Origin of the sequence: Polynucleobacter necessarius (assembly GCF_900095215.1) — a bacterium.
Taxonomy (GTDB): Bacteria; Pseudomonadota; Gammaproteobacteria; order Burkholderiales; family Burkholderiaceae; genus Polynucleobacter; species Polynucleobacter necessarius_H.
Genome location: NZ_LT606949.1, coordinates 1434930 through 1448461 on the forward strand (window position 1 = coordinate 1434930; position 13532 = coordinate 1448461).

7 protein-coding genes, 1 tRNA gene and 5 pseudogenes are annotated in these 13532 nt (G+C 46.2%); 3 read left to right on the forward strand and 10 right to left on the reverse strand.

The genetic code is table 11. The features are described 5' to 3' along the window. Positions 1-2: 2 nt before the first annotated feature. The 5 genes and pseudogenes from recA to DXE35_RS09860 all read right to left on the reverse strand — a co-directional run bounded on the left by recA (position 3) and on the right by DXE35_RS09860 (position 5101). Positions 3-1094, reverse strand: coding sequence for a recombinase RecA (gene recA, locus DXE35_RS07765; RefSeq protein WP_114690127.1), 1092 nt, complete (start codon positions 1092-1094; stop codon positions 3-5). Between the two features lie 206 nt (positions 1095-1300). Continuing rightward, a tRNA-Met gene (locus tag DXE35_RS07770) sits at positions 1301-1377 on the reverse strand. Positions 1378-1581: 204 nt separating this feature from the next. Next, positions 1582-4485, reverse strand: a pseudogene (locus DXE35_RS07775) (FAD-binding and (Fe-S)-binding domain-containing protein). A 105-nt stretch (positions 4486-4590) separates the two neighbouring features. Further along, complete coding sequence (locus tag DXE35_RS09335; protein ID WP_162785005.1) at positions 4591-4764, reverse strand: RraA family protein; 174 nt, start codon at positions 4762-4764, stop codon at positions 4591-4593. An 82-nt stretch (positions 4765-4846) separates the two neighbouring features. After that, positions 4847-5101, reverse strand: coding sequence for a hypothetical protein (locus tag DXE35_RS09860; protein ID WP_197714022.1), 255 nt, complete (start codon positions 5099-5101; stop codon positions 4847-4849). A 234-nt stretch (positions 5102-5335) separates the two neighbouring features. On the opposite strand from DXE35_RS09860, the gene DXE35_RS07785 reads away from it, so the two are divergent. Next, a complete protein-coding gene (locus DXE35_RS07785; RefSeq protein ID WP_197714023.1) occupies positions 5336-5812 on the forward strand; it encodes an MOSC domain-containing protein in 477 nt (158 codons plus the stop codon). Between the two features lie 159 nt (positions 5813-5971). Here DXE35_RS07785 and DXE35_RS07790 read toward each other — a convergent pair. Continuing rightward, a pseudogene (locus tag DXE35_RS07790) lies at positions 5972-7640 on the reverse strand (MFS transporter). Positions 7641-7872: 232 nt separating this feature from the next. Here DXE35_RS07790 and DXE35_RS07795 point away from each other — a divergent pair. Continuing rightward, positions 7873-9471, forward strand: a pseudogene (locus DXE35_RS07795) (gamma-glutamyltransferase family protein). On the opposite strand, the gene DXE35_RS07800 reads toward DXE35_RS07795, so the two are convergent. Continuing rightward, positions 9458-10087, reverse strand: coding sequence for a trimeric intracellular cation channel family protein (locus DXE35_RS07800; RefSeq protein WP_114690128.1), 630 nt, complete (start codon positions 10085-10087; stop codon positions 9458-9460). The pseudogene DXE35_RS07795 and the gene DXE35_RS07800 sit on opposite strands and share 14 nt — an antisense overlap. Before the next feature lie 90 nt (positions 10088-10177). Between DXE35_RS07800 and maiA the strand changes: the two genes are divergently transcribed. Beyond that, on the forward strand, positions 10178-10858 hold the full coding sequence (gene maiA / locus DXE35_RS07805; RefSeq protein ID WP_114690129.1) for a maleylacetoacetate isomerase: 681 nt from the start codon (positions 10178-10180) through the stop codon (positions 10856-10858). Here maiA and DXE35_RS07810 read toward each other — a convergent pair. The 3 genes and pseudogenes from DXE35_RS07810 to DXE35_RS07820 all read right to left on the reverse strand — a co-directional run bounded on the left by DXE35_RS07810 (position 10829) and on the right by DXE35_RS07820 (position 13495). Beyond that, positions 10829-11722 (reverse strand): AEC family transporter, encoded by an 894-nt coding sequence (locus DXE35_RS07810; RefSeq protein WP_197714024.1) that lies wholly within the window; start codon positions 11720-11722, stop codon positions 10829-10831. The two genes, maiA and DXE35_RS07810, sit on opposite strands and share 30 nt — an antisense overlap. A gap of 62 nt (positions 11723-11784) precedes the next feature. Continuing rightward, a pseudogene (locus DXE35_RS07815) lies at positions 11785-12289 on the reverse strand (gamma carbonic anhydrase family protein). Between the two features lie 56 nt (positions 12290-12345). Further along, a pseudogene (locus DXE35_RS07820) lies at positions 12346-13495 on the reverse strand (ammonium transporter). Between the last annotated feature and the right edge of the window lie 37 nt (positions 13496-13532).

Sequence of the window (13532 nt, forward strand, 5' to 3'; positions counted from 1 at the left end):
GATTATTCGACTTCCTCTTCCTCGCTCAGTACATCAGTGACTACTGCTGAGCCAACCTTAACACCTAATTTCTCACGAATTTTGGCTTCGATGTCCTTAGCAATGGCTGGATTCTCTTTTAAGAACTCGCGCACATTGTCTTTGCCTTGGCCAATGCGATCGCCGTTATAGCTATACCAAGATCCTGACTTTTCTACGAGATCAGCTTCAACTCCCATATCAATGATTTCGCCTTCTCTAGAAATACCAGTGCCATACATGATGTCAAAGATGGCTTCGCGGAATGGAGGAGAAACTTTGTTCTTCACCACTTTCACGCGAGTTTCGTTACCAAAAACCTCATCACCTTTTTTGATGCTACCAATACGGCGAATGTCTAAGCGCATAGAGGCGTAGAACTTCAGAGCATTACCGCCAGTAGTGGTTTCTGGTGAACCAAACATCACACCAATCTTCATGCGAATCTGGTTAATAAAGATCACAGTGGTATTGGTGCGCTTGATTGCGCCAGTCAACTTACGCAAAGCTTGGCTCATCAAACGAGCCTGTAAGCCAGGCAATGAATCACCCATATCGCCCTCGATCTCGGCCTTAGGTACTAAGGCTGCGACAGAGTCAATCACAATTAAATCAATAGAGCCTGAGCGCACGAGTGCGTCAGCAATTTCTAATGCTTGCTCACCAGTGTCTGGTTGAGAGATCAACAGATTATGAACGTCGACACCAAGCTTGCCAGCGTACTGAACATCTAAAGCATGTTCGGCATCAATAAATGCGCAAGTGCCGCCGAGCTTTTGCATCTCTGCAATCGCATGCAATGTGAGTGTTGTTTTACCGGAAGATTCTGGGCCGTAGATTTCAATGACGCGACCACGCGCAAGACCGCCAACCCCAAGAGCGATATCTAATCCGAGTGAACCGCTAGATACCACTTGAATATCTTGACCAATTTCAGCATCGCCCAAGCGCATGATTGAGCCTTTACCAAATTGCTTCTCAATTTGCGCCAGTGCGGCTGTTAATGCTTTTTGCTTGTCTCCACTCATTCCTTCAAATTCTGAAGAGGCTGATTTTCTTTTGTCATCCAAGGCCATTTTTGATTCCCTTTCCGCTATGTACTGGGCTTTTTTCCGAAGTTTTATCTACTCTGTGTAACAACTTAGGATTTACTGTATATAAAAACAGTACTCTTTGCAAGCGACTTTTCAACCGAATTTACGGATTTTTAGCTAGGCCACCCTCAATTAGGGCCAAATCCAATGAAAAAGGCCACTGCTATAGGGGCAGTGGCCTTTGGGTTTGGTGGCGAATCAGGGATTTGAACCCCGGACCTGCGGATTATGATTCCGTCGCTCTAACCAGCTGAGCTAATTCGCCGAACTCATTATTTTATCGTAATTTAGCCTTGAGAGCCATTTCGAGCCGCCTAGATTCTTCTTCCCCTGAAAAACGGTGTTTTTGCGGCAAATCCACGGTACACATCTTATGTACAGAAATTGTCGTTTTAAACGACATCAGCATTTGAGTCGGGTGAAAGCAAACGCCATCCAATCCAAGTCTAAAAGCAATGCTACTTAACTATTAATTTTGGATCTTAATGGCTATATTCAATAACTCCGCTAGATGCGTTACTTTTCGCCCCGTCTCCTGCTCAATTTGTTCTCTACAACTAAAACCATTAGTCAAAATAATGGTTTCTTGATCTGCAAAACGTACCGCTGGCAATAAGACCAATTCACCAGCCGCCTTGGAAATCTCAATATGCTCTGGATTACAGCCAAAAGAACCGGCCATGCCACAGCAACCGCTATCAATATAATTCGCTTGAACTCCAAGCTCTGCTAATAGTGCAACATCGCCCTTAGTTCCAAAAAAAGATTTTTGATGACAATGTCCATGCACTAATACATTGGCATTTAATTTTGGCGGCTTATAACCCTGCTCATGCAAAAAATCGCCTAACAAGTAGGCGCTTGATGCCAAGGGCTGTGCTCGCGGATCATTTGGAAAGAAGAGCTCATCTTTAAAAAAATACAGCCGGGCTCTAAGCCGACCACTGCTATTGGAGAATCATCCCCCGTTTTGATTTGATCGCCAATAACATCCAAAATCTTTTGTAGATTTTGTTTTGCCAGATCCAAGCAGCCATAGTCATAAACATAAAGAGGTCGTCCACAGCACAAGGGCTCTTTAGGTAAAATTGTCTCAAACCCCGCATGAGCAAGTACCTCTACGGCAGCATGAGCGACCTCTGGATGGAAATGCTCGCAGAAGGTATCAACCCAAAGCATGACTTTCTTCTGCCCTACTTTTTTCGGTTGAGATTTTACAAATTGCTTTCTAAACGTTTCATCAGCAAAGGCAGACAGACTGCGCTCTTGCGCCACGCCTCCAACCCACTTGGCAACACTGGATAAAACTGGGGTTTGCATAACACCATGAATCAGCCAAGCAAATTTACTGGCTAGTGGAGCACAATCCCCAATACGCCCCATCGTCAATGCTTGACGCGGCCTACGATTCTGTTCGTGATAGTGCGATGAAAACTCTGCCTTATATGAGGCCATATCTACGTGGGCAGGACAATCGCTCTTGCACCCCTTGCAAGCCAAGCAGGTATCTAACGCCTCTTTTAACTCCTCGCTATCCCAGCCATCCCCAATGACTTCGCCTTGAATCATCTCCCAAAAGGAGTCTTGAACGGCCACGGGTAGAGAACCACTCTTCTTTGGTAGCGCGGTAGCTTGGACACATCGTGCCCGCTTTTTCGCTACGACACTTACCCATACCTACACAACGCTCTACTGCTCTTTGGAAACCATTACCTTCTTGGCTTAAGAAATTCAAACGGGTATTCATATTGACTACCTTGTACTCTGGACCCATACGCAGGTTTTCATCGACACGATAGGGATTCATTGCTTTTCCAGGATTGAGTCTATTTTCTGGATCCCAAATGCGCTTGAACTCACGCATAGCTTCCATTAGCTCTTCGCCAAACATAATCGGCAAAAATTCTGCCATTGCTTGACCGTCACCGTGCTCACCAGTCAATGAGCCACTATACTAAGCAACCAATATTGATGCGTCACGGATAAAAGATCTAAATTTAGCAATGCCTTCGGCAGTACGTAAATTAAAAGTAATCCGCGTATGTACGCAACCATCCCCAAAGTGGCCATAAAGAGAAGTCTCATAGCCATAAGAATCAATTAGAGCTTGGAAGGCTCGTAAGTAATCGCCTAGACGTGATGGATCAACTGCAGCATCTTCCCATCCAACTACGGGATCAGGAGCGTTTGGATCAATTGATAAATGTGTAGCAGATACCCCATTCTCAGGAATGGACCAAATACGTTTTTGCATTAGAGGATCTGGCACAACCCAGGTCGATGGCTTGGGACCCTTTGACCTAGCCTTAAAGCATTATTCAGCCTTTTGCGCCTGGGCTATTGCGCCTTCTAGCATATCGTCGCCAAACTCTACGACAACCCAAGCATTACCAGCTGGCAATAAATCAATTTCTGCTTTTGCTAAGTTTCTTGCTTGCAAACCCCGAATGCTTTTGTAATCAAGACCTTCAATCGCCAGGGGATTAAATGATTGATACTCTGGTACAGCATCACCAGTAACATAAATGTCTTCACACCCTAAAGCCAACACAACCCGTTTTGCAGGACTCTTTACCAGTCGCATCTTTGCAGATAAGGTGAGCGCACAGGTACCTTCGGTACCGACCAATGCCCGAGCAACATTAAATCCATTTTCTGGCAACAACTGATCCAGGTTGTACTCAGAAACTCTTCGCTTGATATTAGGAAAGCGGGTGCGAATTAAACCAGCATAACGATTACGCAAACTCAATAGATCTTTGTAGATCGGCCCTTTTCTACCGCCAGCAGTAATGATTTCTTCTAGCGCTTGATCGGATGTTGGGCCGACCCAAAAACGCTCGCCGTCATAAGTCAGAATTTCCAGCGCCTCAGTATTCTCAAGTGTCTTTCCTGCCGTCACAGAATGAGCGCCACAAGAATTATTACCAACCATGCCACCCGGTGTGCAACGGCTATGTGTAGATGGGTCTGGTGCAAATGTCAAACCATGCACTTCTGCAGCATCTCTGAGTGAATCACAAACTACGCCAGGCTCTACTACAGCATGACCCGCCTTAGGATCTAAAGAAAGAATGTGATTGCAATACTTGGAAATATCAAACACCACGGGGTGGTTAACGGTTTGACCATTCATTGAAGTGCCAGCACCGCGCATGAGCATTGCCGCTTGATTGCGCTGGCAAATTTCTACGCCCTTTACTCACTCTTCGATATTGCGCGGTGTAACTACGCCAATTGGGATCTGACGATAATTCGATGCTTCGGATGCGTATACCGCCTGGTGCGCCACATCAAAATGCACAGAGTCTCTTAAAGCCTCTGTTAATTCAACCTTTAATCGTTCCCACTGTGAAGTGCCACCCATGGCCATTCCTTAAATTTCATACTGCATCTTGTAACTTAAAAACCGCTCAAAGGCGGCGTCAAAATAGGAAAACTATAGCTACACTTGCTGCTTCATAACAAAATATTGGTATTACCAATACTTGCGCGCTTTTTGCTTCAAAGTAGCATCAACCCATACATCATCATATTTTCCCTCGATGATGGATTGAATCATTTTATGCTCGGTAGCTTCTTTTTCTTTACCCAATTTGACCCCAACCATTGAATCAGCAGGCGATAAAGCAATGACTTCATCGCCGCCCACTCCAAGCTATACACCAGAACACTTTTACCCAGAAAAACCTTATACAGTAAGCGGGGCTCATCCCTAAAACATCGTTGCGCGCTTATTTAATTGGGAAAGCGCTGACAGCCTCTTCGCGGCCATACAAAACATTAAATTCGATCTTTTTAGCTAGAAAGAGTTTTTTTAAGACTTCATCCTTGTTATCAAAAACAATGGCCGTCTGCTCTGGATAGCGAGAAAAGGGATCACTAGTAACATCCACTGGTACCCCATCAATCTTGATTTGCCTTATAGAACGCTTATAAAACTTGTCAGGACGTATAAAAATGAGGCGTTTTACATATTTGTCCAGCATCAGCTTTTGGCCCTGCTCGTTAGTCTTATAGTAGTGTAGATCAGCTCTTCTTTGCCATTGGTCGTCATATCTCGCTCTTCATCCCATTTGGCGTAAGCTACTGGATTAAGAATCAGTACAAGCAATGTTGCGATAAGCAATCTATAAAAGCGCATGATTTACTCTCTTTGATTTATCGTTTGATCTTGTCAGTCATTTACCCTTATGCGTCTTATATCCATCTCCGCAGGAAACGTGGCTCCGCTACTTGGTAATCACCATCCCAACTACAAATCGGTCACTTCAGCTATCCGCAAGAAAGTAGTAAGCACTTTAGAAAATACCGCTCAAGTTGATATTACAGTCCTTGGCGTCAAGGGTGACGAGCAAGCTGACTTATCTGTTCATGTCGGAATAGAAAAAGCCGTCTATGTTTATACCGCTGAACATTACGCCTTTTGGAATGAACTACTCAGTAGAGAAACCAAAGTGCCAGTTAGCCTGCAACATGGCGCTATCGGCGAAAACCTCACTATCGAGGGCTTAGTGGAAACTGATGTCTTTGTTGGCGACAAATTAATCATTGGTGACCTTGAGTTCGCTGTGGTCAAGCTACGTGAGCCTTGTTTTAAATTCAACGCCGCAGTTGGCCATAAAGGCGCTGGTAAAACGATGCTGCAATCTGGCTTTAGTGGCTGGTATCTGCGTGTTCTAAAAAAACCGGGGTATTGACGGCTGGCGCCGAAATCACTTTCATCCCTGGCGGAAGAGAAGTATCGAGTACCCATCAAAATCAAAAACTCTTAAACAACCGCAATCAAAAAGATTTGTGGGAATAAAAAACCCGACCATTTCTGATCGGGTTTCTGATTTGATGCGAACTAAAACTGCTTAGTCACGTGCGTAGATATCTACGTCTTTGGTTTCACGTACAAACAGTGTACCGATTACCAATGTCATCGCAGCGATGATGATGGGGTACCAGAGACCGTAGTAAATGTTACCGTTTTGCGCAACCAAGGCGAAGGAGATCGTTGGCAACAAGCCACCGAACCAGCTGTTACCAATATGGTATGGCAAGGACATAGAGGTGTAACGAATGCGGGTTGGGAACATCTCAACCAACATCGCGGCATTGGGCCATAAACCATGGTGACCAAGATCACCAAGTACACCAACAAGAGCAATCCAGCAACGTAGTGCACGCCAGCTGGATCAGCCTTAGCTGGGTAACCAGCCGCGTTCAATGCGTCACGAATTTACTTCTTGAACTCAGCATCTTTTGCTGTAGCAGCTGCTGGGTCCATGCCTACTGGTGTGTAGCCAGTGATTTCTGCATCACCGATCTTCACAACAGCCAAACCACACGCAGGGCCAGGAATCGTTCTGTAGCTAGCAGAGTTAGATGCCATCACTTGTTTTGCGATATCGCAAGCACTCATGCACTTCGCCGTACCAGTTGGGTTGACTGGAATGTACATTCATTCACGTCAGCAGTAATAGTTGCTGGTGAAGTTGCCATTGCCTTTTCCAACGCTGGGTTAGCGTAGTGTGTCCAAGCGTTAAACACGGAAACTGTAGTGTTCGGGATGTAAGTAATTACAGCCAATAACAAACCGCCCATGATGATCACTTTACGGCCGATCTTGTCAGACAAGCTACCGAAGATCACGAAGAATGGTGTGCCGATTACCAATGAAGCAGCAATCAACAAGTTTGCAGTCTTAGGATCTACTTTCAACACCTGTGTGCGGTAGAACAAAGCGTAGAACTGACCTGTGTACCAAACCACCGCCTGACCTGCAACCAGACCAAACAATGCCAAGATAACAATCTTCAAGTTCTTCCATTGACCAAATGACTCGGACAAAGGAGCTTTAGATAATTTGCCTTCTTCTTTCATCTTCTTGAAAGCTGGAGACTCATTCATGGACAAACGAATCCATACAGAGATCGCCAACAATGCGATAGAAACGATGAAAGGAACGCGCCAGCCCCAAACATCAAAGTCTGGACCAGTAAATTCACGTGTGAACAAAATCACGAGCAAGGAAAGGAACAAGCCCAAAGTAGCAGTTGTTTGAATCCAAGCTGTGTAAGCACCACGACGACCATGAGGAGCGTGTTCTGCAACATAAGTAGCAGCACCGCCGTACTCGCCATCCAAAGCCAAACCTTGCAGCATACGTAATGCGATCAAGATTACTTGGGCGGCAACGCCGATAGTTGCGTAGTTAGGCAGAATACCCACAATAAAGGTTGCGCCACCCATTAAAAGGATGGTGACCAAGAAAGTGTATTTACGCCAAATCAAATCGCCTAAGCGACCGAATACCAACGCGCCGAATGGGCGCACGATGAAACCAGCAGCAAACGCTAACAAAGCGAAAATGAAGGCAGAGCCTGCATCTAGACCAGAGAAGAATTGCTTAGCAATAATTGCCGCAAGTGAACCGTACAAGTAAAAGTCGTACCACTCAAAAACCGCACCTAAAGAGGAAGCAAAAATAACTTTGCGTTCTTCAGCGGTCATTGGGGCTGCTTTAGTTGATGTTGACATCAGCAGCTCCTAACTATTTTTATTAAATAAAAAACAACGGATCGATTATGCTTTGAAAAAATTCAAAGAAATCAAATAGTTAGGGTAATTCCTCATCAAATAGGATCGGGGTTTTCCCGAGAAATCAGGAAACTACAGGCAATTACACAACAAACATTAGCTTAGCGTCTAATACTTAACCGAGAGTAAGAGACGCTTTGAGCGATATATACATATTTAGAGACAAATAACCATGCAACAAAAATGGGGGATTCGAGGAATGACGGTGGCTCCCCATTCCCTTGCTGCTGAATCAGCGCTAGCGGTACTGCGTGAGGGCGGCAACGCATTAGAGGGCATGATCGCGGCTGCCGCAACCATCGCTGTGGTCTACCCACATATGAATTCCATTGGTGGCGACTCTTTCTGGGTGGTGCACTCTCCTGGTAAGGCCATTGGAGGTATTGATGCTTGTGGCGCTGCTGCAGGCCTAGCCACTAAGCAGTGGTATGCGGAGCGCGGCATTACTAAAGACATTCTTTTTCGCAGCGCAGTTGCGGCCAACACAGTTGCCGGCACGATTTCAGGTTGGGGTGCTGCTCATAAACTTTCTAAGCAAGGCCTTGGCGGAAAGATTCCTCTTGCTCGCCTATTGGCTGATACGATTCATTATGCGGAAGCAGGTGTATCTGTTACCTATAGTCAGTCCAGTCTGACAGCCAAAAAACGTGAGGAGCTCAGTCCCACCTCTGGGTTCGCCAAAACTTTTCTCGTGAATGGCAAAGCGCCAGCTTTAGGGAGCATCTTTAAACAGGAGCGTCTCGCCAAAACCCTGCGACAAATCGCCAGCAAGGGTACGGATGATTATTACCGCGGTGATCTTGCGCAATTGCTAGCAAAAGAATTAACGGATATGGGCAGCCCTCTGCGCTTAGATGACTTACAGCGTCACCATGCAAAACGCATTGACCCTTTGGAGCTTAAACATAGTCTAGGTACGGTCTACAACATGACCCCACCAACACAGGGTGTTGTTTCCCTCATGATTATTGGCATCTTGGATCAATTGAATTTAAAACGCTTTAAGGTCGATAGCACCAAATATGTGCATCAATGTGTTGAAGCAACTAAGCAAGCGTTTCAGATTCGAGATCAGTCTGTGACAGATCCCTCGTAGATGACTAAGAATGCGCAATCTTTTTTGTCGCCTGCATTTTTGAAAAAACTTGCCAAAAATATTGATCCGCATAAAGCGTTGCCGTGGGGTCAAGGCAAAGGGCCGGCTGACACTATCTGGAGGGGTGTAATTGATGGGGATGGCAATTGCGTTGCCTTCATTCAAAGTATTGATCACGAGTTTGGCGCGGGTATTGTTCTCCCAAAATCTGGTGTGAATTGGCAAAACCGAGGCTGCAGTTTTTCTATTGATCCCAACACACTCAATCACCTTGAGCCTTACCGAAAACCATTTCACACACTCAATCCAGCAATGGCTTTATTCAAAGATGGTCGCTCAATGGTGTATGGCACGATGGGTGGCGATGGGCCACCTCAAACACAATGCGCCGTCTTTACCCGCACTGCTACTTATGGCCTCGATCCGCAGGATGCGATTAGTCGTCCGCGCTGGTTGCGCGGTCGCACTGGGGGTCAAAGAAGCGATAGCCTAAAGCTAGAGTCTCGCTTTATCCCTTGGGTAGCGAAGGAATTACATGCCCTAGGCCATGAGATAGAAATGCTCGATGCGTTTGACGCAACTGTGGGACATGCGGGGTGCATCATTCGCGACCCATCTGGCACATTGCGAGGTGGATGGGATCCCCGCAGCGATGGCGCAGTTAGCGCGTTTTAGTAATAAACATTTTGGGCACGCGCAGATCCCAGTAAATAGCGGCTGCGCGTAACCCAAATATTCCAAACATACAAATTACTGAACCCTCGACTACATATTGAGGAAGAAAATTCAGCACTAGAGCATAAGCGCAGCAACCCAGAGTGACGGGAATTGCATAAAGCTCATGTGACATGAGTAAGGTTTTTCTGCCTGCCAGAACATCGCGCAGCAACCCACCGCCTATCGCAGTAACAACGCCCAAGATCACTGGCGCGACAGGTAATCCAAAATCCATATTCCAAGCTTTATCTGCGCCCTGAATCGCAAATAGCGCCGCACCAAAACCATCGATATACAGCATCCAACGATAAATTTGTGGCTGAGTGAAAAATGATTCTGCAAAGAAAGTAAGTGCGCTAGCATCTAAAGCAAGCCAAACATACATTTGATTCTCAGACCAGAAAACGGGGGCTTCCAAAATAATGTCACGAATAGTACCGCCGCCGATAGCGGTAATGAGCCCAAGAACTAAAACACCAAAGAGATCAACGCCACGATCCGCAATCGCAAGTATGCCAGTCACGGCAAAGGCCATAGTCGCGATGATGCCAATCCAAAAATTAATCTCTTCCATAGCAAAGAGTCTAAAGCACTTTGCAAGCGCGCAGACGGAAATATCCTTCCTCAATATACTGTTAGCCACGAGTTCAAATAAGGTGTTGATATGGCCCCCAAGCTTTATAGCGTTTGGCGTAGCTCAGCCGCATTTCGCGTGCGTATTGTCCTCAACCTGGAAGGCATGGATTACGAGACAATCCCAGTGCATCTCAGCAAAAATGGTGGCGAGCAAATGGGTGAGGTATATGGCCATCAAAACCCCAATCGCCTAGTACCCCTATTAGAGATAGGCGAAAAAAGTATTCACCAATCACTCGCGATTATTGAATATCTTAAAGACACGCAAGCAGAGCCTGCACTACTGCCGAAATTGGCTATCGATCGCGCTTGGGTACGCTCTCTCGCCATGGATATCACGAACGACATTCACTCCATTAATAACTTACGCGTACTACGCTATCTCATTAAAAAACTTGACATCAGCAATGAAGCCAAAGATGAGTGGTACCGACATTGGATCCAAGTAGGACTAGAAAGTATTGAAAAACAATTAAGCAAAGATTCCAGAGTCGGAAGATTTGCTTATGGCGATGGGCCAGGTTTGATCGATGTTTGCTTGGTGCCTCAGATATTTAATGCCCTAAGCTCACAGGTTGACGTAGGAAGCTACCCCACCCTAATGCGCATCTTTGATAAGTGCATGAAATTACCCGCCTTCATCGATGCATCCTGGGAAAAACAAATGGATGCGGAAGGTTTAAACCCTACTGCTCCACCACCGAAATAATGAGAGGGTTAATAAAGAACTCACGGTTGTAATGAGTACTACCCTAGACATGACGCTCCCATCTGCCTTGTAATACTGAGCCAACATAAACGGTCCTGTGCCTGTGGGAAGTGCGCTCAAAATAATGATTGCGCTAATCCATAGCTCAGACAAACCCAGGATAGGACCGGGAATGATCCAAGCGATTAAAGGCTGAAGAATTAACTTTGCCAAACTAATGGTCCAAGCTCTGCTTGGATTAGCAGCACTTTTTTGCATGAGAAATAAGCCGATTGAAACCAAAGCACATGGCGTAGCAGCGACAGCTAAAAATGTGATGACTTGCGCGATCGGGTCATACAAAGTCAATCCACTGGAAGCCCACATCAAACCAGCGACTGGGGCGATAAACAATGGATTGGTACACAAAGACTTGATCACGCTCAGCGCTATCTCATGAGTCTTCTTGTGCGACAAGATGCCAATCTCAATGAAAACTGTTGTCAGTGCAAACATCACCAAAACAATGAAGGTAGAAATAATGGCTGGCGCCAACCCATCCTGACCAAGAGCGAGAACACACAATGGAATGCCCATATATCCCGTATTTGAATAAGAGGCACTCAAACCATCAAAGCTGGCTGCCGTCAAGTCTCGATAACGTATCCAGATAACCAGGAGCACTAAGGCAAAAACAATTAAACAACTCAGGAAAAATGCGGTTATAAAGCCAGGCTGCCACAGCGTTTGCCAGCCACTATTGGCGGCAAAGTTAAAGAGCTGAGCCGCTAGAGCCATCCAAACGACAAAACGATTTAACTCGATGGAGGAATTCACACCCAACTTGCCCGCACGCCCACCAACATACCCAATCAGGATCAACAAAAAAACTGGCAGGACTACATTAAATACGTAGAGCAAAATATTTAACGGGAGAAAGTAGAAGATTAGGAAATTTTTTTCAATGTCTTAACATAGCGCCCCGCAATGTCATGAATGCCCGCTATTTGTTCCGCAGTCAGCTCTTTCACGGCTTTAGCGGGTGCTCCAAAAATCATGGCACCATCGGGAAATTCTTTGCCTTCGGTAACTTAGAGCGCCCGCGCCCACTAAGCAGTTTTTGCCAAGCTTGGCGCCGTTCAACACAACCGCGCCTATGCCGATCAAACTGCCATCGCCAATCTGGCAACCGTGCAACATCACTTGATGGCCAACGGTGACATGCTTGCCAATGATGAGTGGGTAACCGGGGTCAGCGTGCAAAACTGATGCATCTTGCACATTGCTACCTTCACCGCTTTGAATAAGGTCGTTATCGCCACGGACAACCACCTTTGGCCAAATGCTCACATCTTGGTAGAGCTCTACTTAGCCGATCACTTCCGCGCTCTCGGCAACCCAAGCGCCGCCCGCTAAATGATGGGCATTTCCGTCTAGTTCAAATATAGCTATGACTCATTATAGGTATGAATCTGGCTATAGATGAACGGTAAGCCTCCTGCCGAGAATTACCAGTTTGGCTCGCGATCCGGTGTGGAAGAGATGCGATGCACGCTTAAATCAGCGCCCTCAAATTCCTCTTCTTGAGACATCCGAATACCCAAGAGAGCCTTCAGGGAGCCGTAGACCACAAAACCGACGACTAAGGCTATGCCAACACCCATTGCGCTCCCAATGAGTTGGCCTGTAAAAGTAATTCCGCCGATACCGCCAAACGCTTTGGTGCCAAAAATACCGGCAGCCAAACCACCCCACAAACCGCACAAGCCGTGCAGCGGCCAAACACCAAGAACATCGTCCAGTTTCCAGCGGTTCTGCGCCAAGGTGAACATATACACAAACAAACCACCAGCAACCAATCCAACAAACAAAGCGCCAAGTGGATGCATTAAGTCCGAACCAGCACACACTGCAACTAAGCCAGCAATGGGGCCGCTATAGGTAAAGCCAGGATCGTTACGACCAACCACCCAAGCAGCTAAGGTGCCACCTACCATTGCCATCAAAGAATTCATCGCCACTAAACCACTAATCTTGTCGATCGTCTGCGCGCTCATCACATTAAAACCAAACAAACCTACCGCCAAAATCCAGACGCCCAAAGCCAAGAAAGGCGTGCTTGATGGCGAATGCGCAGAAATGCGACCTTCTTTTGTATAGCGACCACGACGCGCGCCTAAAAGAATCACGGTAGACAAAGCAATCCAACCACCCACCGCATGCACTACCACCGATCCGGCAAAGTCATGACACTCTTCACCAGTCAAACCTTTTATCCAAGCCTGAATGCCAAAGTGTTCATTCCAGGCAATGCCTTCAAAGAGGGGGTATACAAAACCCACCAATACAAAAGTAGCGATGAGCTTCGGATTAAATTTAGCGCGCTCCGCAGTGCCGCCTGAAATAATGGCGGGGATTGCCGCGGCAAAGGTAAGCAAGAAGAAAAACTTCACTACCTCATAACCGTTCTTCTCGGCCAGAAACTCCGCGCCAGAGAAAAAATTCACGCCATACGCAATGCTGTAGACAATAAAAAAAATATGCAATGGTTGAAATTGCGAAGTCGACCAAAATTTTGACCAAAGCATTTCCTTGGTTTTTCTCACGCACGGTTCCTAGCTCTAAGAACGCAAATCCCGCATGCATAGCAGGAACCATGATGGCGCCGAGCAAAATAAATAAAGCATCACTGCCG